Origin of the sequence: Rheinheimera sp. 4Y26, assembly GCF_025245835.1 — a bacterium.
Taxonomy (GTDB): domain Bacteria; phylum Pseudomonadota; class Gammaproteobacteria; order Enterobacterales; family Alteromonadaceae; genus Pararheinheimera.
The window spans coordinates 1-24,263 of record NZ_JAOBWS010000019.1 but is presented as its reverse complement, the minus strand read 5'-3'; the positions used below and the strand labels follow the sequence as shown (position 1 = coordinate 24,263).

Annotated in this window: 23 protein-coding genes and 2 tRNA genes; 19 read left to right on the top strand and 6 right to left on the bottom strand. The window is 49.3% G+C overall.

Annotated features, from left to right (window positions below; all coding sequences use genetic code 11):
* Positions 1 to 13: 13 nt before the first annotated feature.
* Positions 14 to 3,115, top strand: a complete 3,102-nt coding sequence (locus N3Z11_RS17215) for an amidohydrolase family protein (protein ID WP_260658438.1) — start codon at positions 14 to 16, stop codon at positions 3,113 to 3,115.
* 10 nt (positions 3,116 to 3,125) lie between these two features.
* Positions 3,126 to 4,421, top strand: coding sequence for an amidohydrolase family protein (locus tag N3Z11_RS17210; RefSeq protein ID WP_260658437.1), 1,296 nt, complete (start codon positions 3,126 to 3,128; stop codon positions 4,419 to 4,421).
* Between the two features lie 73 nt (positions 4,422 to 4,494).
* Here the strand turns inward: N3Z11_RS17210 and N3Z11_RS17205 are convergent, their stop codons facing one another.
* On the bottom strand, positions 4,495 to 4,857 hold the full coding sequence (locus N3Z11_RS17205) for a translation initiation factor (RefSeq protein ID WP_260658436.1): 363 nt from the start codon (positions 4,855 to 4,857) through the stop codon (positions 4,495 to 4,497).
* A 171-nt stretch (positions 4,858 to 5,028) separates the two neighbouring features.
* Between N3Z11_RS17205 and N3Z11_RS17200 the strand changes: the two genes are divergently transcribed.
* The 5 genes from N3Z11_RS17200 to N3Z11_RS17180 all read left to right on the top strand — a co-directional run bounded on the left by N3Z11_RS17200 (position 5,029) and on the right by N3Z11_RS17180 (position 9,864).
* Positions 5,029 to 5,739, top strand: coding sequence for a GAF domain-containing protein (locus N3Z11_RS17200; protein WP_260658435.1), 711 nt, complete (start codon positions 5,029 to 5,031; stop codon positions 5,737 to 5,739).
* 121 nt (positions 5,740 to 5,860) lie between these two features.
* Positions 5,861 to 7,051, top strand: coding sequence for an aromatic amino acid transaminase (locus N3Z11_RS17195; protein ID WP_260658434.1), 1,191 nt, complete (start codon positions 5,861 to 5,863; stop codon positions 7,049 to 7,051).
* Positions 7,052 to 7,254: 203 nt separating this feature from the next.
* Positions 7,255 to 8,025, top strand: a complete 771-nt coding sequence (locus N3Z11_RS17190; protein ID WP_260658433.1) for an ABC transporter substrate-binding protein — start codon at positions 7,255 to 7,257, stop codon at positions 8,023 to 8,025.
* A 348-nt stretch (positions 8,026 to 8,373) separates the two neighbouring features.
* Complete coding sequence (locus N3Z11_RS17185; RefSeq protein ID WP_260658432.1) at positions 8,374 to 9,555, top strand: hypothetical protein; 1,182 nt, start codon at positions 8,374 to 8,376, stop codon at positions 9,553 to 9,555.
* Positions 9,556 to 9,864: a hypothetical protein gene (locus tag N3Z11_RS17180; RefSeq protein ID WP_260658431.1), complete on the top strand. Its 309-nt coding sequence runs from the start codon at positions 9,556 to 9,558 to the stop codon at positions 9,862 to 9,864.
* 679 nt (positions 9,865 to 10,543) lie between these two features.
* Here N3Z11_RS17180 and N3Z11_RS17175 read toward each other — a convergent pair.
* Positions 10,544 to 11,581: an IS110 family transposase gene (locus N3Z11_RS17175; RefSeq protein ID WP_260658430.1), complete on the bottom strand. Its 1,038-nt coding sequence runs from the start codon at positions 11,579 to 11,581 to the stop codon at positions 10,544 to 10,546.
* Between the two features lie 490 nt (positions 11,582 to 12,071).
* Here N3Z11_RS17175 and N3Z11_RS17170 point away from each other — a divergent pair, with 490 nt between their 5' ends.
* Positions 12,072 to 12,380: a hypothetical protein gene (locus N3Z11_RS17170; RefSeq protein ID WP_260658429.1), complete on the top strand. Its 309-nt coding sequence runs from the start codon at positions 12,072 to 12,074 to the stop codon at positions 12,378 to 12,380.
* Between the two features lie 743 nt (positions 12,381 to 13,123).
* Here N3Z11_RS17170 and ettA read toward each other — a convergent pair.
* Complete coding sequence (gene ettA, locus N3Z11_RS17165; RefSeq protein ID WP_260658428.1) at positions 13,124 to 14,785, bottom strand: energy-dependent translational throttle protein EttA; 1,662 nt, start codon at positions 14,783 to 14,785, stop codon at positions 13,124 to 13,126.
* A gap of 180 nt (positions 14,786 to 14,965) precedes the next feature.
* Between ettA and N3Z11_RS17160 the strand changes: the two genes are divergently transcribed.
* The gene (locus N3Z11_RS17160; protein WP_260658427.1) at positions 14,966 to 15,319 is read left to right on the top strand and encodes a DUF2750 domain-containing protein; all 354 of its coding nucleotides are present in this window, start codon (positions 14,966 to 14,968) and stop codon (positions 15,317 to 15,319) included.
* Positions 15,320 to 15,459: 140 nt separating this feature from the next.
* Here the strand turns inward: N3Z11_RS17160 and N3Z11_RS17155 are convergent, their stop codons facing one another.
* A complete protein-coding gene (locus tag N3Z11_RS17155; RefSeq protein ID WP_260658426.1) occupies positions 15,460 to 16,185 on the bottom strand; it encodes a polyphosphate kinase 2 family protein in 726 nt (241 codons plus the stop codon).
* A gap of 183 nt (positions 16,186 to 16,368) precedes the next feature.
* Between N3Z11_RS17155 and N3Z11_RS17150 the strand changes: the two genes are divergently transcribed.
* From N3Z11_RS17150 to N3Z11_RS17140, 3 genes are all read left to right on the top strand, one after another.
* The gene (locus N3Z11_RS17150) at positions 16,369 to 16,989 is read left to right on the top strand and encodes a PepSY-associated TM helix domain-containing protein (RefSeq protein WP_260658425.1); all 621 of its coding nucleotides are present in this window, start codon (positions 16,369 to 16,371) and stop codon (positions 16,987 to 16,989) included.
* 89 nt (positions 16,990 to 17,078) lie between these two features.
* Complete coding sequence (locus N3Z11_RS17145) at positions 17,079 to 17,576, top strand: DUF2271 domain-containing protein (RefSeq protein ID WP_260658424.1); 498 nt, start codon at positions 17,079 to 17,081, stop codon at positions 17,574 to 17,576.
* A gap of 1 nt (position 17,577) precedes the next feature.
* The gene (locus N3Z11_RS17140) at positions 17,578 to 18,378 is read left to right on the top strand and encodes a DUF4198 domain-containing protein (RefSeq protein ID WP_260658423.1); all 801 of its coding nucleotides are present in this window, start codon (positions 17,578 to 17,580) and stop codon (positions 18,376 to 18,378) included.
* A gap of 146 nt (positions 18,379 to 18,524) precedes the next feature.
* Here N3Z11_RS17140 and N3Z11_RS17135 read toward each other — a convergent pair whose 3' ends face one another.
* Positions 18,525 to 18,737 carry a PA3496 family putative envelope integrity protein gene (locus N3Z11_RS17135; RefSeq protein ID WP_260658422.1) on the bottom strand — a complete coding sequence of 71 codons (213 nt, stop codon included), beginning with the start codon at positions 18,735 to 18,737 and terminating at the stop codon, positions 18,525 to 18,527.
* A gap of 257 nt (positions 18,738 to 18,994) precedes the next feature.
* Between N3Z11_RS17135 and N3Z11_RS17130 the strand changes: the two genes are divergently transcribed.
* From N3Z11_RS17130 to N3Z11_RS17120, 3 genes are all read left to right on the top strand, one after another.
* Entirely contained in the window at positions 18,995 to 19,546 is a 552-nt protein-coding gene (locus N3Z11_RS17130; protein WP_260658421.1) for a glutathione peroxidase, read from the top strand.
* Between the two features lie 250 nt (positions 19,547 to 19,796).
* A complete protein-coding gene (locus N3Z11_RS17125; protein WP_260658420.1) occupies positions 19,797 to 20,546 on the top strand; it encodes a sulfite exporter TauE/SafE family protein in 750 nt (249 codons plus the stop codon).
* 109 nt (positions 20,547 to 20,655) lie between these two features.
* Positions 20,656 to 20,871: a DUF2892 domain-containing protein gene (locus tag N3Z11_RS17120; protein ID WP_260658419.1), complete on the top strand. Its 216-nt coding sequence runs from the start codon at positions 20,656 to 20,658 to the stop codon at positions 20,869 to 20,871.
* A gap of 258 nt (positions 20,872 to 21,129) precedes the next feature.
* Here N3Z11_RS17120 and rnhA read toward each other — a convergent pair whose 3' ends face one another.
* Positions 21,130 to 21,597, bottom strand: coding sequence for a ribonuclease HI (gene rnhA, locus N3Z11_RS17115; RefSeq protein ID WP_260658418.1), 468 nt, complete (start codon positions 21,595 to 21,597; stop codon positions 21,130 to 21,132).
* Between the two features lie 65 nt (positions 21,598 to 21,662).
* Here rnhA and dnaQ point away from each other — a divergent pair, with 65 nt between their 5' ends.
* The 4 genes from dnaQ to N3Z11_RS17095 all read left to right on the top strand — a co-directional run bounded on the left by dnaQ (position 21,663) and on the right by N3Z11_RS17095 (position 24,261).
* Positions 21,663 to 22,370, top strand: a complete 708-nt coding sequence (dnaQ, locus tag N3Z11_RS17110; RefSeq protein WP_260658417.1) for a DNA polymerase III subunit epsilon — start codon at positions 21,663 to 21,665, stop codon at positions 22,368 to 22,370.
* The gene (locus N3Z11_RS17105) at positions 22,358 to 23,977 is read left to right on the top strand and encodes a TIGR03503 family protein (protein WP_260658416.1); all 1,620 of its coding nucleotides are present in this window, start codon (positions 22,358 to 22,360) and stop codon (positions 23,975 to 23,977) included. The genes dnaQ and N3Z11_RS17105 overlap by 13 nt, the downstream gene beginning before the upstream one ends.
* A gap of 107 nt (positions 23,978 to 24,084) precedes the next feature.
* Positions 24,085 to 24,161, top strand: a tRNA-Asp gene (locus N3Z11_RS17100).
* Between the two features lie 26 nt (positions 24,162 to 24,187).
* Positions 24,188 to 24,261: transfer RNA gene (locus N3Z11_RS17095), tRNA-Asp, on the top strand.
* Positions 24,262 to 24,263: the final 2 nt, after the last annotated feature.

Sequence of the window (24,263 nt, the reverse complement as noted above, 5' to 3'; positions counted from 1 at the left end):
CAGGAACCTATACATGAATTCATTCCGCCTCTCTGTGCTGAGCGCCGCTATGGTTTTGTCCATTGCGCCGGTCGCGGCAGATCAGACCCGTCCGTTGCAGGGTATTCGTGATAAAACGCCAAACTTGCTGGCTTTTGTCAACGCCACTGTGCACACCGAACCAGGTAAAAAAATCGACAATGCCACAGTGCTGGTTGAAGACGGCAGAATTACTGCGGTCAGCACCGCAGCTGCGCCTGCCGGTTATCGCCGTATTGATGCCAGTGGTCATCATATTTATGCCGGTTTTATTGATGCTTACAGTGGTTATGGTGTGGAAAAAGCGCCGGAAGCCAAAGCCTTTTCTTTTGGTGACGACCCTGTGTATCAGAATGAACGCAAAGGCGGTAATGCCAGTAACGCCGCTATTCATGCCGAACGCCAGTGGGCGCACGACTTTGTTCCTGTGGCCGATGATGCCAAAGGCTATACCGAACAAGGTTTTACTGTAGTGCAGTCAGCACGTCAGGACGGTATTTTCCGTGGCCAGGCCGTGGTGGCGTCTTTAGGTAAAGGTTTGCCGGGCGAACTGATTTTAAAAGCCGAAGGCGCGCATTTTATGGCCTTTGATAAAGGCAGCTCCAAACAAAGTTATCCGTCTTCGCTGATGGGTAGTATTGCGCTGATTCGCCAGACCTTGTCGGACGCCAACTGGTACCGTGACGCTTATGGCAAACAAGACACTTTGATCAGCCAGCAGCCGGTGGAGTTTAACGCTGCGCTGGCAGCTTTAGCCAAACTACCGCAGGCAGGTCTGGTGTTTGAAACCACAGATGACCGAGCCGTACTGCGTGTCGACAGTTTGCTGAAAGAATTTAACCTGCAAAATGCCGTGTTGCTGGGCTCGGGTTTTGAGTACAGCAGAGTTAATGAAATTAAAAACACCGGCCGCAGTTTTATTATGCCGGTGGCTTACCCTGAAGCACCTGCCGTTGCCAGTATTGACGACCAGCTGGATGTGAATCTGGCCCAGCTGCGACACTGGGAAAGGGCACCTGCCAACCTGGCTGCTATGGCCAACGCCGGTATTCCTTTTGCGCTGACCACTCATGCGCTGGAGAAAAAAGACCAGTTCTGGCCGAACCTGCGTAAAGCCGTGAGTCATGGCTTAGCGGCAGATAAAGCACTGGCGGCGTTAACCACAGTGCCTGCCGCTATGCTGGGTTTGCCCGAGCAGCTGGGTAAAGTTGCGCCTGGTTATCAGGCTGATTTAGTCATTGCTAAAGGTGATTTATTTAAAGACGGTGAAATTGTTGCCACCTGGATCCGTGGTCAGGAGCATCAGTTTAAACCGCTGCAACAGCCACAGTTTGCCGGTTTGTATAACCTGAACCTGCAAGGTCAGGCGTTAAAGCTGGAACTGACAGGTGAAGGCAGCAAACTTGAAGGCAAGCTTATCAACGGCGACAAAAACGTAGCGCTGAAAAACCTGAGTCAGAATGACAACAAACTGCAATTTACCGCTGATTTAACTGAAGCAGCGGCAGGCAGCGGTGTGCTGCAGGTCAGCGCGACTTTGGACGGTGCTTTATTGTCGGCGCAGTTGTTGTTGCCATCAGGTAGCCGTCAGCAGCAGATGCTGAGTAAAGAGTCAGTACCAGCCAAAGCCAGTGACAACAAAGCGGACAGCGACACTCAGCTGCTGTCAAAAGTGACTTATCCAAACCGTGCTTTTGGTTTAGATGCGCCGCTTACCCGAAAAAATGTCCATATTAAAAACGCCACTGTCTGGACTTCAGATAAAGCCGGCAAACTGGAAAACACCGACGTGATTGTCAAAGACGGTAAATTCAGTGCCATTGGCCAGAATTTGTCGACACCTTCGGGTTACCAGGTGATTGATGCCACAGGTATGCATTTAACCGCCGGTATTATTGACGAACACTCACACATCGCCATTGAAATGGGCGTGAACGAAGGTTCAGACGCCGTAACCTCAGAAGTGCAGATCGGTGATGTGCTGGATCCGGATGATATTAATATTTACCGTGGTTTAGCCGGTGGTACCACCACTGCACAATTGCTGCACGGCAGTGCCAACCCTATTGGCGGTCAGGCGCAAATTATTCAGCTGCGCTGGGGTGTGACGCCTGAAGGTCTGAAGTTTAAAGACGCACCACCAAGCATTAAGTTTGCGCTGGGTGAAAACGTCAAACAGGCCAACTGGGGTGAAGCCTTTACCAGCCGCTACCCGCAAACCCGGATTGGGGTAGAAACTATTATCCGTGACGCTTTCCAGGCTGCCAAAGAATACAAAGCCGCCTGGGCTGCCTATGACAACTTATCGCGCAGCGAGAAAAAAGTCACAGCGCCACCAAGAAAAGATTACCGCCTGCAAACCCTGGTGGAAATTCTGGATAAACAACGTTTTGTTCACACTCACTCTTATGTGGCTTCTGAAATTCTGATGCTGATTGATTTAGCAGACGAAGTGGGTTTTAAAGTGCATACCTTTACCCACATTCTGGAAGGTTACAAAGTGGCCGATGAAATGAAAAAACACGGTGCCAGTGCTTCAACCTTTGCCGACTGGTGGGCTTATAAAATGGAAGTACAGGACGCCATTCCAAGCAATACCTGTTTAATGGCTGACCGTGGTGTGCTGGTTTCTGTCAACTCTGACAGCCCGGATTTACAACGCCGTCTGAATCAGGAAGCGGCTAAGTCGGTGAAATACTGTGGTATGTCACAGGAAGAAGCGCTGAAAATGGTCACCATTAACCCGGCCATTCAGCTGAATATTCAGGACAAAGTAGGTTCTGTTACCGAAGGCAAACAGGCTGACTTTGTACTCTGGAATGCCAACCCGCTGTCGGTGTATGCCCAGGCGCAACAAACCTGGATTGACGGTGTGCCTTATTACGACATCAACAGAGATGCGCAGTTACAACAGCAGGTACTGGCTGAGAAACAACAGCTGATGCAAAAAGTGCTGGGTGCATCTGACGCGGCCAGAAAAGGCAGTGGCGGCACACATAAAACCAACGAACCTATCTGGCACTGTGAAGACAATGGCGACTGGTTAAAAGCCCGTTTCAGTGGCGGTCAGCATCTGCATTCGCATGCGGCGCTGTAGGAGATAACAAATGAATTTAAATAAATCACTGATTTCGTTACTCATTGCCGCTGCAGTGAGCCCGGCGCTGGCGCATGACATAGTGCCAGGTGCCAAACAAACAGCACCTGTGTTATTAACAGATGCCACTATTCATACGGCAACCAAGGGTGTGCTGGAAAATGCCGACCTGCTGATGGTGGATGGCAAAATTGCTGCCATGGGTGTGGATCTGGCTGCGCCTGAGGGGGCCAAAGTGGTGTCGCTGCAGGGTAAACACCTGTACCCTGGACTGATCGCACTGGCCAATCAGCTTGGTCTGATTGAAATTGAAGCGGTACGTGCCACCGACGATACGTCGGAAGTGACTGACACTAACCCTGATATCCGTGCCCGTATTGCCTATAACGCCGATTCGGAAGTGATCCCAACGGTGCGCAGCAATGGTTTTAGTTACAGCCTGGTCTATCCAAAAGGCCGTGCTTTAATGGGCCAGTCCAGCTTAATGCAGCTGGACGCCTGGACCTGGCAGGATGCAACTGTGACTGACGCTGTAGGTTTACATATCAACTGGCCATCAACCAGCACTGTCGCCAACTGGTGGAACCATAAAAAGCCGGAAGAAATGGCCAAAGAAAACGCCAAGGCTCTGCAAAAGTTAAAAGACTATTTTGTGCAGGCTAAAGCTTATGCCGACGCTGAAGCGGCTGGCCTGAACAAAGGCGTGGATTCACGCTGGCAGGCGATGATCCCGGTGTTTAAAGGCCAAAGACCTTTGTTTGTGCATGCCGACGATTTACGCCAAATCAAACAAGCGATGGAATTGGCCAAGCAGTATCAACTGAAGCTGGTGATCGTAGGCGGACGTGACAGCTGGCGCATGGCCAATGAGCTTGCGGCAGCAAATGTTGCCGTGGTGTTCACTGCACCTTACGGTATTCCGGAGCGTGATGACGAAGCCAATAACACAGCTTTCCAGACGCCGGCCTTGTTACAAAAAGCCGGGGTGAAGTTTGCTTTGTCGCTGGATGGTTATTGGGACACCCGTAACGTGGTGTTTGGCGCAGGCCAGGCCATCAGTTATGGTTTAACCCGGGAGCAGGCGCTGGCGGCTGTGACTATTAACGCGGCACAAATTGCCGGTGTAGCCGATAAAATTGGTTCGCTGGAAGTCGGCAAAGCTGCCACTGTGGTGGTGTCGGATGGTGATATTTTTGATTATCTGACGCACAAAGTCAGCGCTATGTGGATTGATGGTCGCGAAGTGACACTGAACGATCGTAATAAACAGCTGCATCATAAATACAGCCAAAAACCGGCAATCTAAGCTGGTTTAAAACAATAAAAAAGGCGACATCAGTCGCCTTTTTTATTTCTAAAACAATGGCTTGTTGTAGCCTTTAGCCACCAGCCCATTTGATTTTATAACCCAGTTTAGTCAGTTCTGCCGACACTGTGTCACGCTGATCTCCCTGAATTTCAATGACTCCATCTTTGACAGAACCACCACAACCACATTTTTTCTTTAACAGGGCTGCAATGTCGGTCAGTTTGTCATGGGGTTCAGCAATGCCGGCAATGGTGATCACCGCTTTACCATTGCGGCCTTTGGTTTCACGTTTTAGCCGTAAAAAACCATCACTAAAAGCAGTGCCGGCCGGTTTTTCGCTTTTGTCCGGTGTAACAGTGCCGCTGTCGGTGCTGTAAACCAAAGTAGACGACTGTTGTTGCCAGTCGCTTAGGGATATTTTTTTTGAACTCATTGTGGGAATACCTGTTGTGGCAGGGCGAATAATGGCAAGATAAAGCATCAGCGTGTATCTCAGCAAGTCAGCCTAAAGCTGACCCGCTTATTTGCTGAAAAGTCAGGCAAAATCGTTGGTTTTTTAGCGGATTCTGTTAGACTGCTTCGGCTTTAGAAATCTGGATGGCTAATGTCTATTGTTACTTATCTTACCCAAAGTGGCTTATTACCAGCCGATATGGACGCCGCAAGCCGCAACAGCCTGCTGGTGGCAGTGGAAAAATATCAGAATGAACTCCAAGCTGCGGTCAAAAATGCCGATTTAAAGCTTGAAGTGCAGTGGCAATATCAGGTGCCGGAACTGGGTGAAGGCGGCTCTTGTTCGCTGTTTGGTCAGCTTGCGGCAGAACCTTATGATTTAACGCCAATTCTGGGTGGCAAAACTCCCGCCAATCATGCGTTATTGGCAAGGCTGGGGGCGATTAGCCGTTATTATCAAAGCCATAGTCAAAGCAACTGGTTTGGCATTTATCAAAAACGGCAAAACAGCGCCGGTGAAACTGTGCTGGTGAAGCTGAGTTATTTTGGTGAGCCTTCCCGTGCCGAATTTCCGCTCACCGCTGAATTTGCGGCTATTAGCAATAACAGCAGTGTGGGATTGTCAGGCAAAGCGCGCATTATTAATGATGTGCCGGCTTATCTGCAGCAGGGCGGTGAATATTACACCTGCGATCCAAAAGTATTGGCTGAAGCCTGCATTCCGCTTTTTGGCGAGCGTGGTGAGCTGGTGGGTATTATCGACTCAGAAGCTTTTGTCAAAGATCTGTTCCATGGGGATGAGCTGGCGCTGTTGATTGCAGCGGCTATGCTGGTGCCCGTTGTTTTTGCCGCTGCAGCTTAAGCTGACAGTGGCCGGTACAGCAGCTTCAGGGCGCTGTGCTGCCGGTCCCGGCGGCCGGCTTTATTGTGAAACCGGGCTTAAGCCGGTTTTGGTTTTGGCAGCAACACACAGGTAACTTGTTATGTTTTCTCATTTACAGCCGGTCGCAACAGACCCGATTTTAGGTTTAATGGCGGCTTACAAAGAAGATCCGAACCCACTGAAAGTTGATCTTGGCGTTGGCGTTTATAAAGACGAACAAGGCCACACTGCAGTGCTGGAATGTGTGAAAAAAGCGGAAAAACTGCGGCTGGACCATGAAGACAGCAAAACCTATATCGGCATGGCCGGTGATTTAAGCTTTAACGCCCATATCGAAAAACTGGCGTTTGGCCCACACAAAGTGTTGCTGGAAGGCCGCACCACCACAGCCCATACCCCAGGCGGCACCGGCGCTTTGCGTGTTGCCGCTGAATTTATTAAAAAAGCCAATCCGGATGCCACCATTTGGGTGACGAGCCCAACCTGGGCTAACCATATTTCGATGTTTCAGGCTGCTGGCTTAAAAGTAAAAGAATATGCGTATTACGACTACGACACCAAAGGCCTGAAAGAAGAGCAAATGTTTGCTGAACTGGCGCAAGTGCCGGCCGGTGACGTGGTGCTGGTGCACGCCTGTTGCCATAACCCAAGTGGTATGGATTTGAACTTTGCCCAGTGGCAGCGTTTTGCCGCCCTTGCCAAAGAAAAAGGTTTTACCCCGCTGGTGGATATGGCCTATCAGGGTTTTGGTTTAGGTCTGGATGAAGACACTAAGGGCCTGCGTCACCTTGCCAATGAAGTGGAAGAGCTGATTTTATGTACCTCTTGCTCAAAAAACTTTGGTTTATACCGCGAGCGTATTGGTGCAGTTTCTGTGGTGGCCAGTGACAAAAAAACCACCGACATTGCCCGTTCTAACCTGCTGGCTGTGGTGCGCAGCATTTATTCGATGCCACCGGCGCATGGCGCTATTATTGTCAGCCATATTCTGGATAGCCAGGAGCTGACGGCTTTATGGCATCAGGAACTGGCGACTATGCGTAACCGCATTAACGATTATCGTCAGCTGATCATCGATAAACTGGCCGATGAAGGGGTGAAACAGGATTTTAGTTTTATCACTAAACAACACGGCATGTTCAGCTTCCTGGGTATTAACAAAGAGCAAATTGACCGCCTGCGCACTGAATACAGTATCTATATGGTGGGTTCAAGCCGCGTCAGCATTGCCGGTTTAAACCACAGCAATATCGATTATTTTGCTAAGGCTGTTGCTGCTGTATTGAAATAACAGCGTTTAAATCGTTTTAAACCACAACAAAGGCAACTTCGGGTTGCCTTTGTTTTATCTGCTGCTTAAGTTTGTAGTATTCCTGTGTGGTTGCAGTGGCGGTTCAAGTGCAGAAAAAAACCGGCAGTCGGCAGAGGTCGCGAAACCTCGTGTTGTTGTTGCTCTTGATGCTACCGCCATTGGCAGCGGAGCCCATCCGGGTGGTGCTTGAAGTATCCCCTCCGCATCAAACCTATGATAATGGCCAGGTTGCGGGCCTGAGCACTGCCGTGGTGGAGCTGATGCTGCAACAGGCCGGGCTGCAGCCCCGTTATGAAGTTTATCCCTGGGCCAGAGCCTTCCGGCTGGCAGCCTCCACCCCCAATGTGCTGATTTATAACATGGCGCGCACGCCCGAGCGCGAAGGGCAGTTTGAATGGATTGGCAAAGTGGCCCGTTATCAGTTTGGTTTGCTGAAATTAACCCGCCGTAACGACATCAAGGTGCAGCAGCTCAGTGATATTCATGGTTATGTGGTGGGCGCACAGCGCGAAGATTTTGCGGTTGAGTGGTTAAAAAACGTGGCTAAACAACCTACAAACCGGCTACAGCTGCAACCCGATGTGGTGGAAACCTGGCGTTTGTTTGCCATCGGCAAACTGGATCTGATGATTGATGACCCAAATGCCATTCAAACCATGCTGGATAAACATCAGCTGACGCGTGCCGATGTGCAGTTTGTGCTTTTTGTGCCTGAACTCGAGTTATATAGCTGGATAGCCGTTAAAAAAGGCTCAGATCCGGCATTGGTGCTGCGTTTACGGCAGGCTTACGCCCAAATTAAAGGCTCACCCCAGCTGAAAAAAGTGCTGCAGCCCGAGTTCGTCGATGCACTGACTGATCCTCCTTTAGCCTGTACCGATTTTAATCAGCAAAGCTGTTCTGCGTGGATGCCGGCTGTGACGGTATTCGCGACCTTTTGCTGCAATTTGTGAAAACGTTGTGCTCTGTTGCGGCTGAACCTTATTTCTGGGGGCCATGCAGCAGAGGGCAGAGCCAAAATAGTCCGCACTGGTCGTACCTTTAAATGCTCCGGCCAATCAATCAGTTAGTCGGGTATCAATTTTTAGTCTGTTTTTTCAATTTTTATATCATGTTTCCATAATGGAAATATCAGTATCTGCTCACTTTTTCAGCCATTTTTTTTAAAACTTTATGCCATACCCAATCCGCGGCTGAGGCCCGCCTTGCAGCTTGGGTTGGAGAATACCTGAAGGTGCATCAGGCCTGCCGTAACGAATAGCTTTTCGTTCCTTTCGCCAACCTTTCAGGAGAAAAAACTCATGGCACAAAATCTGTTAGCAAATCTGGCCGGCTTGTATTATCAGCAACTGGCTAAACAACTGAATAACCCTGTTGGTTTTCAGGTGGCTACAGGCAGTACTCAGGTAATGGATCAGCCCACGCTGAACTCAGTGGCAGATAGTATTCCACTGCAAAGCCTGAACAATTCATTTAGCGGTAACCCGGTGAACACCTTCAAGGGCAACTACGGTAATGTGCTCAACGGCTTGGTTGCACCTTCCTTTGTCAGCAACGCGCTGGGAACTGCTTACGCGTCCAGCTGGCTGCAATATCAGTCACAAAACTCGGCGTCTCTGGATTTCTCCAGCCCAGACAAACTGTTAAGTTCACAACAGGCGCTGATGCGTAAATGGGGCGTGATTGACCAGATCCCATCCGGCACTGTTGAAGCCGGTGTGACAGCGCTGACGCAGGAAATAGACAATCCGGTGTCTGTTGCAGTGGCGCTTTGGCACTCCAATAACGGTAATCCTTATGGATTTACCCCGCCATCGGCCAATGTGGCTATTGCCTTTAATAACCCGTCACCTTGTTCTTTTCAGATCTCCAATCTGGAAAACAGTGCTGATTTATCCAACACCTGGGCTAAAGGCGCTTTTGGCTTTTTGTTTGATATTTTTGAGCTGGGCAACGAAACCTCCTACAGCAAAGAATCACAAACCTTTGTCAGCAGTGGTTTTAACCTGAATTTCAGCTGCCGTCAGGTCTCGATAGATGTTGGGCCTGTTGCTGTTGGGCAAGATTTTAATGTGGCCGGTGTCAAATATGGCGCCTGGTATTCTTCGGACGCGCTGTTACGGGCTTTTACCTCGCCCAACGACGCCACTGTGTGGAGCCGTGCCGCCGACTGGAATAAATATTTTGGCGGCAGCGGTACCTTTAACCGGGTAGTGACCAAGCTGTTTTTAGCGGACGACATCAACCTGACCATGAGCTCCACCGCCACTTTTTCATCTGAAGAAGTGACCAAGCTGCAAACGGCAGCCGAAGGCGGCTTCTGGCCATTTTTTGTGGCAGAAGGCAGCGGCGGCAGCACCACTACAGTCACCCACAACAATGACAATACCATTACGGTTAAAACCAGCAGCCCGATAGGGGTTTATATCCTGCTGGGCGTTGCCACTGCATCGATGAACCAACTGATGGGGCAGGGCAACTAAATGGTCTGGTTTGTTAATAATCAGTTTCCGGTGATCAGCGGTGGTGGTGTGCCTTATAACGTCACTATCCAGATTGATCAGGAAACCTGGGATGCTTGTGATGCTGATGTGCAAACCGGCGTGCTGAATATTCTGGCCGCTTTGCCCATCCAGTTATTAAGCGCCTCAGGTAAAGGCAACGGCATTAAACAGGAAGCACAGGGCCTGGAGTTTCACACCCAAACCAATAAAAGGTTGCAGTTTCCGGGTGGCACTATCAAAGACAAAACCTTCACCTTTGACCGCTACGGCAAAGGCTGGGGGCACTAGGGTTCTGTAGCTGCTGTTCCCCGGCAGGGGCGTTGAGTTACTGCCCAGTTCCAGTTAAAAACCATCTCCATTGGGGATGGTTTTTTTATGTTGGTTTTGGGTTACCAGCTGAGGTTGTTGCCGCCTGGATCCCAGGCGGTGTGAGTGCAACAACATAGGTTACATGACCACTGAGCAATATCGGGACATTGCATCTAAACGCTCGTTGATATGGTAAATAGCTGTTATTAATGAGATTGTGTTAAGCCTGCGGCATAGCGCGAATGCGGGGACTCGCCCCCGCGGGCGAGTCACTTTTTGTGTCGACAAAAAGTGACGCAAAAAACGACCCCGGTAAGCCTTCGAAAGCCCGCTAAAAATCAAAAGTTTGAGGCGCCGCCAAAACTCGGCAAGCGCTACCGTCGCTTGCCTCAAACAGTTGGCGTCTTAAAACCTCAAACTTTCAATTTTTATCGGCTCGGCTTATGTGGACTCCCCCTTGTCAACAACATCACCATCAATAAAAGAATAAATGCGTGCTTATGTACGAGCTCTGATTGGGTTGCTATCCCAGGCTCTATGATATTTACGCGAACTTGTTGTCACATCTAAACGGCGAGCTCGAAGCTCTTACCGAGCCACTGACTTAACAAGTTGATTTTTATCTTTTATTGAGCATTTTGTTGTTTGACAAACCTGGTTAAGCAGCCAGAAGTTCTGCTTTGTATTCTGTGCCTTTGGTTATCATCGCAAAGGCGGTTCTGACAGTTTTATTGGCCAGTGCAACAGCGGTGCAGCGTTTTCCTCTGCGTGCGACCATTTGTTGTATCCATAAATCCTTTTTTGTTTTGGCGATGCGCCGGAGCGTTTGATTAACAACAGCCATAGCGCCACAGACTAAATAGCTTCTGATGGTGTGGTTTTTCACATATTTGCTGACAGAGCCGAGTTTCACTTTGCCACCCGAACTATGTTGAGCCGGAGTTAAACCAATACAGGCAGAGGCATCACGGCCTTTTTTAAATTGCCCCATTTCCTCGCAACCCAGCACAATATAAAGATTGATTGCATTTAATGGCCCCACGCCCTCCAAAGCTTGCAGAGATTTACAAACCGGATGCTGGTTCGCCGCAGTTTCCAGATAAGCGTCATACTTTTTAACCGAATCAATCCGTTGCATCAGCTGCTCCCATGCGGTTTTTAATGCTTCGCGAAATACCATTGAGAAGCCATTTTCAGCATCTTCCAGCACGGCCTGCACAACACCGCTCAAACCGCCCTGACGTGGTGAAATCCGGATATTAAACTCCAGCAACAGCGATTTTATCTGATTCTCTATCGCCACTTTATGTTTCACGGCCAACTCCCGTAACCGGGCCAGAGTTTGCAGTTCCTGCTGCTCTTTTGATTTGCCGTTAATAAACGAAACATCAATCAGCTGAGCGGCCTGAGCAATGGCCAAAGCATCATTTTTATCTGTTTTTTGGTTTTGTCTCACACTGGCCACAAGTTTGGCGGAAATAAGCCGGGCATCATGCCCATATTTAAGCGCCATTTGTTTCCAGTAATTGGATGTGCTGCATGCCTCAAAGACAATCGTCATGGGTTTTGAAGAAGCTAGCCAGGAAGCAAATTGCGTTGGTGTCATAGCCTGATTAGACAGCACCTTATTGTGTTTACAAACACAAACCTGAATTTCCTTTTTTGCTAAATCAACACCCGTGATTGTCGTTTGCATGTGGGACTCCAAATATTGTTGCCTGAGCGCTGAAAGATTAATCCAGTGCTATGAGTTGGGGGAGTCCAATTATCTTAAAGGGGAGAAAAGCGCTGCGTTTGGTGGTTTGGTTCGTTGCTGGTGACTGTGAGCATTAACAAGCTAAGTGTTTGTTTTATTTGATGCCCTGCGGCATGGCACGGATGCGGGGTCTCGCCCCCGCGGGCGAGTCACTTTTTGTGTCGACAAAAAGTGACGCAAAAAACGACCCCGGTAAGCCTTCGAAAGCCCGCTAAAAATCAAAAGTTTGAGGCGCCGCCAAAACTCGGCAAGTGCTACCGTCACTTGCCTCAAACAGTTGGCGTCTTAAAACCTCAAACTTTCAATTTTTATCGGCTCGGCTAAACGGGGAGGAAAAAGCGCTGGCTTGGTGATTTGTTTACTTGTGCTTGCGGAAAAAACTAAAACAAAGCACATTTCAAGACCTGACCCTGAGGTATTGGAAACTGACATGGATCTGATGAGATTAAAAGAAGCAACTTCGAATTTGAAGGCTCAACTTGAAAATTTAGCTGGTGAAGACGATTTAGCCGCAGGGGTCTTAAGGGCATTGACCCCGCTTTTTAACGATATCGAATGTGGTAAGTTACAGACCGCAGTTCCTTGGGAGTCCGTGCCAGCACAGGTGGCTTTCCATCATGAAAGCCCACTTCGGCTAAATGAAAAATTATATGATGCTTATGCTGTTTTTCATGTGCAAGTATCTGGTGGTATCCCTGAAGACTTGCTAAAAATAATCAGGTCTCTAGACAATAAATAACCCCAAAGCCCCTTAGAAAAGGTGCTTCTTTTAAGGCTTTAAAATAGAAGCCCTTACTTAGCCGTCAACTGACTGACGGTGTGCTTTAAAATCATGCCGTCGATCAGTGATTGGATGGTGCGCTGTTCTTCGTCAGACATTTGACTGAGTAACATGTAGGACACCCATAAATTAACAAAACCCCTTCGTTTTAACCGGGGCTTTGTTTTACCCGATGCCTTTGGCAATGCGTTGGGTTCACAAAAATATGAATCTTCTCAACGAGGCAAAGCCGACATTCGTTTTTGACAGTTTCTATTGAAAACAACTGTTTTTCGCTAAAACCAGAAATTTCAAAGCAATACCGCTCTTTTTCCCCGTCAAGCGAGCCGTTGTTTTGGCCGGTTTTGAGGTTTTAAGACGCCAACTGTTTGAGACGGCTGACGCTAGCAGCCGTCGAGTTTTGGCGGCGTCTCAAAATTGGTCAAAACAGCGGGCTTTCGAGCGATCTCGGGGTGATTTCTTTGTGTCCCTTTCTTTGTCAGCAAAGAAAGGGACTCGCCCGCCGGGGCGAGACCCGGCATTAGCGCCATGCCGCAGGCATGAAAAAAACAACGACGCCAGCGAGTTGCAACGAACCCAACATCCTCGCCATGCCGCAGGCATTAAAAAGCACAAATAAAAAATCCCCGCCAAGCAGGGATTTTCAAAGCGCTTAGCTGCCAGTAAACCGGCAGCGTTACAAGCCAGCCGCCAAGCGCAGCTTAAATTTTCTTATAACGAATACGGTGCGGCTCTAATGCTGCCGCGCCATAAGTCGCCTTCACCCAGGCTTCGTAGTCTGAATAGTTACCTTCGAAGAAGTTCACTTTGCCTTCGTCGCGGTAATCCAGAATATGGGTGGCGATACGGTCGAGGAACCAGCGGTCGTGCGAGATCACCATGGCGCAGCCAGGGAAATCGAGGATGGCGTTTTCCAGTGCGCGCAGGGTTTCAACGTCCAAATCGTTGGTCGGTTCGTCGAGTAACAACATGTTGCCGCCGGCTTTTAACAGCGCCGCTAAATGCACGCGGTTACGTTCACCACCGGATAACTCACCGATAAACTTCTGCTGGTCATTGCCTTTAAAGTTAAAACGACCCACATAAGCGCGGCTTGGAATAGTGAAGTTACCAATTTGCAGCATGTCCTGACCGTTGGAAATTTCCTGCCACACGGTATTTTTTGGATTCATATTGTCGCGGAACTGGTCAACACTGGCTAACTGCACTGTTTCACCTAATGAAATAGTGCCGCTGTCCGGCTGCTCAGTGCCGGAAATCATCCGGAACAAGGTGGATTTACCGGCGCCGTTGGCACCGATAATGCCCACAATGGCACCTTTAGGAATGCTGAAACTTAAGTCGTCAATCAGCACGCGGTCGCCATAAGATTTACGCAGGTTATTCACTTCCAGCACTTTGTCGCCTAAACGTGGTCCTGGCGGAATAAACAACTCGTTGGTTTCGTTGCGTTTTTGGAATTCCTGGCTTTGCAATTCTTCAAAACGCGCCATCCGCGCTTTGGACTTGGCATGACGGCCTTTTGGATTGGTGCGCACCCATTCCAGTTCTTGTTTAATGGAGCGCTGGCGGGCGTTTTCAGTTTTTTCTTCCATCTGCAGGCGGGCGTCTTTTTGCTCCAGCCATGAAGAGTAGTTGCCTTCCCATGGAATACCTTCACCACGGTCCAGCTCTAAAATCCAGCCGGCCACGTTGTCGAGGAAATAACGGTCGTGCGTGATGGCAACCACAGTGCCGCTGTAGTCGTGCAGGAAACGTTCTAACCAGGCCACAGACTCGGCGTCCAGGTGGTTGGTTGGTTCGTCCAGCAGCAGCATGTCTGGTTTTTCTAACAATAAACGGCAAATGGCCACCCGGCGGCGTTCACCACCCGACAGCACGTCAATGCGGGCATCCCATGGTGGCAGACGCAGCGCATCAGCGGCACGTTCTAACATATTGTCGAGGTTGTGGCCGTCTTTGGCCTGAATAATGGCTTCCAGCTCACCCTGTTCACGGGCTAAAGCGTCAAAGTCGGCATTTTCGTCGGCATAAGCGGCGTATACGGCGTCCAGGCGGCTCAGGGCGTGTTTAACATCGGCCACTGCTTCTTCCACCACTTCCCGCACTGTTTTGCTCATATCCAGCTCAGGCTCTTGTGGCAGGTAACCAATTTTGGTGCCAGCCAGCGGTTTGGCTTCACCTTCAAATTCTTTATCCACACCGGCCATAATGCGCAGTAAAGTGGATTTACCAGAGCCGTTTAAACCGAGCACACCAATTTTGGCGCCAGGGAAAAACGACAAAGAAATGTCTTTTAAAATGGTTCTTTTCGGCGGGACTACTTTGGAGACCCGGTACATCGAATAAATAAACTGCGCCATAACGCTTTCTTCCTGAACTAAGAAAAAGTGGCCAGATTGTACGTTATTTTTTTCGCCAACCAAAGCTGACAGCAAAGCCGCTGCAATTAAATTCGCCAGCAGTGCTAACTTTCTGGTCTAATAGCACATCTATTGCAAATTTCTTTGCAACTTCTTTTAGTTATTTATAAGGAAAGCGCCATGTCTGAGTACATTAATGATCCTGTTTTTCAAGAGTTTATTGCCGAAGCTCGTACCCAGGGCCAGGTTTGGGTGCTGGCCCATGGTGAAGATTTGCTGGTGGTGGAATCGGTAGATTTTGAAGACACAGACGTGATGCCATTCTGGTCAAGTGAAGCCGCTGCACAGCTGCACTGCAGTGAAGAGTGGTCTGAATACAAACCTGAGCCTATTGCGCTGGATGTATTCTGTGAAGGTTGGCTCAAAGAAATGTACGAAGATGGTGTGCTGATTGGCACCAACTGGGACGAATCATTAAACGGCCCTGAAGTAGAACCGCGTGAAGTGCTGGAAGCTTTGGCACAAACTCAGTAATTCCGGCCTGTTGCAGAAAAAAGGAGCTTAAAAGCTCCTTTTTTATTGGCGACAAACCGTTCTCAGATTAGATTTTTAATAGCGCCGACACTTTTTAGCACCAGTCACTACTGAGTTCCGGCCCTTCAGGCGCTGGTTTTTTATTTGGGATGAGCGGCAAAAAAATCGCGGAATAACGCCGGTTGTTCCGGCAGTGTCAGGTCAATACCGGGCCTGAGTTCGGTCAGCAATAAATTAAAACAATCGAGCCTGGCTTGTTGTTTGTCATTGCCGTCAATCAGATGCCAGGGCGCATGGGCTGTACTGGTCAAATCCAGCATCTGCTGTTTGGCCTGTTGATAATCCCCCCAGCGGGCTCTGTTGCGTAAATCTTCGGCGGTCAGCTTCCAGCTTTTGGCCGGTTCTTCAAAACGGGCGCGAAAACGGTTGAGCTGCTCCTCGGCAGAAATATCCAGCCAAATCTTAATGATCCGAATACCTTCCTGCTGCAGGCACAGCTCAAACTCATTAATTTGCCGGTAGGCGCGTTGCCAGGCCGCCTCATCACAAAACCCTTCCACTCTTTCCACCAGCACCCGGCCATACCAGGAGCGGTCAAACACGGCCCAATGGCCATGCTGGGGTAAACGTTGCCAGAAACGTTGCAGCCAGTGCTGCTGGCGCTCACTTTCATCAGGGGCACTGATAGGCCAGACATGCAACCAACGTGGATCCAGACACCAGCCAATTCGGCGGATAATGCCACCTTTGCCGGCGGCATCCGGCCCTTCGAGCACGATGACCACACTCTGTTGTTGCCGGCCCATGGCTTGTTGTAATAACGCCAGCTGATGTTGTAGTGCCGTCAGTTCCGCTTTTTTATCCATCAGAGGTTCCTTTTTATTGCTGCTGCCTTGATGTTAGCCGCTAACAGGACAGCATCACAACGTAAAGATCAGGTAAAGACAACGCTGTTTGCTTTTTTACTTATTGCAAATGAGAAGAGTTCTCAGTAAGATTTGCAGCATTCGATAACACAGCAGGGCGGGTTGCTTTTGTCTGCGGTTGGTGTGAGCGCACAAAGCGCCAAATTCAGTAAATTCATTCGGTTATTACATATATACAGCTCGATGCTGGTCGGGGTGTTGTTGTTATTTTTTGCCGCCACCGGCATCACGCTCAATCACCCTGAATGGCAAAACAATTGGGGAGCCAGTTCAGCGCAGCAAGAGTTACAGCTGCCTGCAGCGCTGATGCAGCTGCACTGGAGTGAAGATGAGCTGCAACAAGCGAGGCAAGCAGAACAAATAGCACAATGGTTGCGCTCGGAACATCAGGTGCAGGGTGCGGTGTTTAACTTCAGCTTTGAACCGGACGAGCAGCTGCTGGAGCTGGATTTTAAAAGGCCGGCTGGCTACAGCGCGGTATTGGTGGAGCTTCAAAGCGGCCGGGTGGAACTTAACACTGAATATGCCGGCACCCTGGCGCTTTTAAACGATTTACATAAAGGCCGTTATGCAGGTGTGAGCTGGAAATGGCTGATCGATATCACGGCGCTGGCTTGCCTGCTGTTTGGCATCAGCGGTTTTTATTTGTTATGGCGCCAGCCTGCGCGGCGCAACAGTGGCATCAATACCGCACTTTTTGGCGTTTTATTGCTGCTGATTGCTTATCTGGCGGCGCTGCATTAGCCAAAAAAGTAGCCCCAATTAACGCAAACAGCGGCGTTTTCAAGCGCAGCACGAGAACACAGTTTTTTACTACAAAAGGATATCAAGTAATGAAGTTTGCTCCCCTTGCATTGTTGCTGCTCAGCTGCACTGCCGCCGCTGCCGCCGCTGCCGCCCCTTTGCATATTCAGCTGGAATTGCCCAAGCCGGAACATGGCCCTTATCACCGGCCTTATGTGGCGGTGTGGGTGGAAGATGCCAGCGAAAAGCCTGTGCGACTCATTGAAATCTGGCGGGAAAAACCAGATTGGATCAAAGATTTACGCCGTTTCTGGCGCAAAACAGGCCGTGCTGATCAGCCGCTGGTGGATGCCAGAACAGGCGCCACTAAAGGCCCGGGCCGTTATCAGCTGAGCTGGGATGGCAAAGACGACACTGGCGCAGCTGTGGCACAGGGGGATTATCTGTTGGTGCTGGAAGCGGCGCGTGAGCATGGTGGCCGCAATCTGGTGAAACAGCCGTTTCGCTGGGATGAAAGCGCCCTTGAAATCAAAGTCAAAGCCGGCACTGAACTTGGCGAAATTATCTTAACTAAAGGAACAAACTAAGATGGCAATTGCAAAATTAACCGCACTGGCGGCGCTGCTGTTTGCATCGCAGTTGTCGGCTCATACGCTGACGGTGGTGCCTTCACATTATGTGCAATCTAAAACCGGCAGTTTTGTCAGTGTTGATGTGTCGGCTTCGAACATGACTTTCCAGGCGGATAAAGGCGTAGGGCTGGACGCTTTTTATGTCTGGTTGCCCGATGGCAGTAAAGTCAAACCTGCGGCGGTTTATCAGGGTAAACGTAAATCCCAGGCAGAAGTAGAGCTTGCCACTGACGGCACTTACCGGCTGGAGCTTGGCAACGGCACAAGGTATTTCACCAGTTATGAATTAAAGGGTGAACGTAAACGGCTGATGGCCAATAAAAAAGAGCGGACTGCAAAGTTACCTCAGGGCGCCGAAAAAGTGGTGACAACCCAGGGCAACAGCAGGGCGCTGGCTTTTGTCACTGTGAATAAACCTTCAGAGGCGGTGTTAATGCCTCAGAACAAAGGGCTGGAATTTCAGTTTGACCGCCATCCTGCCGACATAGTGGCCGGTGAAGAAGTGACAGTGATTTTGCTGATGGATGGCAAGCCAGCTGCCGGAGTTGAACTTGATTTGTCGCGTGAAGGCGAGTTGTACCGCAATGAGCCGGAGCGTAAGCATCACATAACCGACAGCTCTGGCAAATTTGTGTTTAGCGCGCCAGTGGCTGGCCGTTATTTGCTGGAAGCCTCTTATCAGGCCGACATTGCTTCAGAGCTGGCCGATAAAGTGCGGGAAGGATTCACCTTAAGTTTTGAAGCCGCTTTGCCATAACAGATGTTTTGCGCTAACCACGCGAACACCCAAAGAGGCGAAGAGCTGGCGGATTCAGGCTGAAATCCAGCAAAAAAGCATGTTCTTGCGATAAAAAAAGGGGCCGGTAAAGGCCCCTTATGCTGAGTGTCCACCCAAGTTGCGGATTAGTACTCCAGGCTTAACTCTTCTTCGTCATCCAGATCCAGCAGACGGCGCAGTCTTTTTTGCTCTAACAAATCGTCAATTTTACGTCTTGCTTCAAGCTTATGTTTATTCTTGCTTTCTTTGCCGCTTGTTTTACTTAGTTTCAATTCAGCTGCGATATCGACAGCGTCATAGTCCCCAGACATCATCTCTGCCATTGTTGTTACTTCCATGGTTTTTTTTCTTGTTGCGCCCAGTGTTTTAGCGTTAAATTTTTCACCACTAAAGCAATTTATTCTTATCGTCACCATTAATTTTATTTATTTGTCTGCTAAGTTATTGCCTGTTATCGCAGTTATGGGTAATTCTGTCGGCGAAATCAGCAGCAGATAGTGTGAGCTTGCTGCTTTTGTGCACAATCTGACGACAGCCTTGGCAGATCTGTTCAGCACCAGGTCACGTATCAGCTGAACTTGAACAGGAGAAAATCATGAAGCGAACTTGGATTTTAGGTGTGGGTGTTTTATTACTGGGGCAAAGTGCGCTGGCGCAGGCCAGTCAGTGTGGTGACATTCTGAGCCACTCGATGCAGCAATTGCGTAGCAAAGAAACCGTGGATTTGTGTGAGCAGTTTAAAGATAAAACCCTGCTGATTGTAAATACCGCCAGTAAATGTGGTTTTACTCCACAATTCAAAGAGTTACAGGCGTTGTCAGAAAAGTACGCAGACAAAGGTCTGGTGGTGCTTGGTTTTCCGTCCGATGACTTTATGCAGGAGCATGATGACGAAAACAAAACCGCCGAAGTTTGTTATATCAACTACGGTGTGAAGTTTCCGATGTTCTCCACCAGTGCAGTTCGCGGTGATGACGCTAACCCGATTTTTAAAGCATTAATTGCCAAAACCGGGGAAAAACCGTCCTGGAACTTTAATAAATATCTGGTAAGTAAAGACGAAGAAACAGTGCAGCATTTTGGCAGTAAAGTGAGCCCGCTGGATCCGGATTTTCTGGCGGCAGTGGAAAAAATGCTGATGAAATAACAGTACTTTGGCTCGCACTCGCCGGATGACGCCAGTGCTGCTGTGTGCGCTTAACAATAAAAAAGCAGAGTCTGATGACTCTGCTTTTTTATTGGCGGCCGCTTTGTTGTAAAGCCAGGCGGACGGCACTGCATAACGCAGCGGATAACCGGGTCTGCGCTTCTTTGCTGTTGTGGCTTGCACCTTCACAGCACAAGGATTAATATCTCCTTTAGTTATTACCATATTCCATTATTGAATAAGGGCTGTGATGGAGCTGATCCTGACTTTGCTGGCAGCGTTAATTATTGGTTTATGCCTTGGCCTGTTTGGCTCAGGCGGCTCCATTATGACAGTGCCGGTTTTGCTCTATCTGCTGAAACTGCCTGAAAAAATTGCGATAGCCTCGGCACTTGGCGTGGTGGCTTTAATCAGTCTGGTAGCGCTGCTGCCTTATTTGTATCGCCGGCATCTGCAATGGGCTTTGTTATTCAAATTGGCGTTGCCCGGCATGTTGGGCGCCTGGGCTGGCAGCTGGGCCAGTCATTTTGTCGCAGCGCAGTGGCAATTGTTATTGCTGGCGCTGTTGATGAGTCTGAGTGCGCTGAATATGTGGCAACAGCAGATTTGGCAATGGCCGCTTAAACGCAGCTGGCAAATAGTGTTGGTTGGTTTTTTGTTGGGTTGCCTGACTGGTTTTGTCGGCGTTGGCGGTGGGTTTTTAATTGTGCCGTTATTGCTGGCTATTACCAGTCTGACGATGTCAGCTGCGATAGCCACCAGTCTGGCATTGGTGTTATTGCAAAGTAGTGTCGGTTTTGTCGGACATTACCAGCAGCTGGCATTGCAGGGGCAACAGCTTGATCTCACGCTGATTGGCATGCTGGGTGGGCTGGGTGCTCTGGGCAGTATGTTGGCGCTGGCGTTACATCAAAAGCTGCCGCAGTCCTTGCTTCGGCGTATTTTTGCGCTGTTATTGCTTGGCCTGGGGGCCAGTTTATTGTGGCGGCATTTTTTGTAGTAAGCAGGAACAAGGCCGGTGAAATATAACCTGGCTTTGGTTGAACAAACCCGCAATTTGCGGGTCTTTTTAGAGACTTTATATTAGATAAATCTAAACTGAGGTGTATATGACAGTAGAAAGAGCAATTCTGGCTTTTGCCGGTTTTATGGTGTTGTTAAGTCTGGTTCTGACTTACACAGTGCATGCAAATTTTGTCTGGCTGACAGTCTTTGTTGGCGCCAATTTATTGCAAAGTGCTTTTAGCGGTTTTTGCCCGGCGGCAATCTTTATGAAAAAAGTGCTTGGGTTACCAACAGAGGCTGAAAAAGCCCGCGCCGCTTAAATTAGCTTTGCAACGGTTTTTGCCTGAAGCTGTTGGCGCTTTGTGATCACAGGGCCTGTTCAAGCGGGCATTGTATTGATTTTGCGTCGCAGCAGCTCGCGCTCCTAAGCAAGGAACAGTGCACAATAACCAGCAATGCCTGATGCGCAGCGAATCACAGTGCTGCAGCCAATGCCGACGCAGCTGTGCAAAATTCGCCTCAGACCAAAAACAAAAACCAGCACAGGTTGCGCTGGTTTTTTTATATAAAGGCAGCTGTTAGCTGGCTTGAAAGCCGGGATCCGGCAGCTGATCTTTTTTATTGGCCGCCACACGGGCCAATTCATCACAACGTTCGTTTTCAGGGTGGCCGGCGTGGCCTTTAACCCAATGCCATTCCACCTGATGCTTCAGGCTCGCAGCATCCAGCCGCTGCCATAAATCCTGATTTTTTACCGGCTCTTTTTGGCTGGTGCGCCAGTTATTGCGTTTCCAGTTTTTCAGCCACTGGGTGATCCCCAAACGCACATACTGGCTGTCGGTGGTCAGCACCACATGGCATGGCTCTTTTAAACTCTCCAGGCCTACAATAGCGGCCATCAACTCCATTCTGTTATTGGTGGTCTGGATAAAACCACCGGACAGCTCTTTTAGATGTTGTTGATATTTCAGCACCACACCATAACCGCCAGGGCCCGGATTGCCCAGACAAGATCCATCAGTAAAGATTGCCACAGTTTTACGCATCAACGCTTCCCAGGTGCTTAAACGGCGTATAATCTAACGCAAAAGCGCTGAAAAACGAATCGAAGATGGCAAAACGACAGATAATTCTCGATACCGAAACCACTGGCATTAACCCGCAGGACGGGCACCGTATTGTGGAAATCGGTTGTGTTGAGATGTTTAACCGCAGACTCACCGGCAATAACTTTCATATGTATTTAAACCCTGACCGCTTTATGGATCAGGAAGTTATAAATATTCACGGCATTACCAACGAGTTTGTCGCTGATAAACCGCGTTTTCGCGATATTGCCCAGCAGTTTTTTCAGTATATTCAGGGCGCTGAGCTGGTTATTCATAACGCAGCCTTCGACGTGGGTTTTATTAACCACGAATTTAATCTGCTGAATCCGCCGTTGCCGCCGGTGCACAGTATTTGTACTGTGCTGGATACGCTGGCTATGGCGCGGGATTTACATCCGGGCCAAAAGAACAACCTGGACGCGCTGTGTCGCCGTTATGATGTCAATAACAGCCACCGCACTTTCCACGGCGCCTTACTTGACGCTGAAATTCTGGCCGATGTGTATCTGGCGATGACCGGCGGCCAGGTCAGCTTAAATCTGGCGTCCCATCAGGACAATGCCGAACAACAACAGCAGCAACAGGTGCAGGGGCTGATCCGCCGTGGGGCTTTGCGTATTGTCAGCGCTTCTGCGGCAGAGCTTGAAGCCCATGAAAAACGTCTGGATCTGGTGCAGAAAAAAGGTGGGAGTTGCCTGTGGCGAAGTTAATGTTAAGCTGTTTAGCCCTGTTATGTTGTGCTCAGTTTGCCGTTGCACAAAGCAGCACTGAAAATCTGCCCGCTCAGACTGCAACAAATCAGACTACAACAAACCAGTCTGTACAGACCACCACCAGCAAGCCCACCGAAGCACAACCTGAACCTGAAAGATCCGGGTTGGTGGAATTACCCGATATTTCCGCCAGTAATCAAATTCCGCTGTTAGACAACAGATTCCGCATTGATTTTGAAGTCAAAGAAATCACGCTGGTGTTCTTTCGCAAAAGAGGTACACCACCTGTGGTGTTGGTAAAACCGGACGGCAGTAAAATTTACTGGCGCAACGCCAAAGAACAACAAGTGATTTGGCATGAAGATAAAACCTATGATCTGATCAAAATCAGTAATCCAACGCCAGGCCCGTGGCAGGCGATAGGGCAGATCCTGCCGGAAAGTCGCATTATGGTGTTAACCGATATTGATTTGGAGGTAGATAAACTGCCAACAGATTTAATGGTAGGAGAAACACTCAAAGTCACAGCCCGGCTGACCAATGGTGGCAAACCCATTAATGCAAGGGATTTTCGCGATATTCTGCAGTTGGATGTGCTACTGATCAGCACGCAGAAGCCGGAGTATGACAATCACTTACAGACGGTGATTGAATTTACCTCTTTTAAAGATGACGGCAAGAACTTCGATGAAAAACCCAGAGATGCCATTTTTACCGGTGAATTTAAACTGGATTTTCCGGCCGGTGAGTGGATCCCTAAATATATTGTAAAAACACCACTTTATACCCGCGAACTGATTCAGGATCCTATTCTGGTGCACCGCACGCCGCTGGCCACTGAAGTGAAAGAAGGGGCGACAGAACAAGACAAACATATGCTGACCTACAACATACTGCCAGGTCCGGCGGTCGGCAATAAAGTGTCCTTGCAGGGGCGGATCCGTTTTCCCAGTGAGGAAGTGCAGAGTTTTACTTTAGGTGAGCAGGAAGGCAACAGTCGCACATTGCCTATTGTGAACGCCGGTTTTGGTACCTACCGTGTTGAACATACCATGTTTGGTAAAACCAGCACTGGGCGTGATTTTGTCATGACGCTGCCTGAAGTGACTTTTGCTGCCACAGGTCCAAAACTGGAAGTGCCACAGGTGGATGATGCCACAGCGGCGGCATTAAAAGTCCAGGCTGCGCAGGATGGCGCTGTGGCGCCGGGGGAAAGTGCGGACGGTGTGACAGTTGACGGAGCTTTGGCTACAGGTCAAAAAGTTGCAGCTGATGGTGAAACTCTGACGGCAGGCACTGAAACAGCAAATGCAGAGGAAGCCGCCAAACCTTTCCCGATTTTTTCGGTGATTTTACTCAATCTGGCCATTCTGGTTATTGGTGGTGGCGCTATTCTGCTGCTCGTCAATGACAATGCAAAATCAACTTTTGTGATGTTAGTGGCCAAATTAAATCCCGTAGCTGCGCTCAAACATAAAAAAGCACAAAAAGCGGCACAGGCTACCGCAACAGATACGGCAGGAAAAACGACAGAACAAGCCGGGAAAGCTCAAAAAAACAGCGGGAATGATGATATTTTAGACCTTTCGCTGCCGGATGATTAAGCTTTAGCCAAATGCACCAAAAAAGAGGTTGACGGCCTTTCGGTGAATCCGTATTATTCCCGCCGCAACGCAGCATACCCAATTGAAAATGCTGTATTGCTTGGCGCGGAGCGGTAGTTCAGTCGGTTAGAATACCGGCCTGTCACGCCGGGGGTCGCGGGTTCGAGTCCCGTCCGCTCCGCCACTACGTCGAAAACGCTTTCTGATTCCGGAGCGGTAGTTCAGTCGGTTAGAATACCGGCCTGTCACGCCGGGGGTCGCGGGTTCGAGTCCCGTCCGCTCCGCC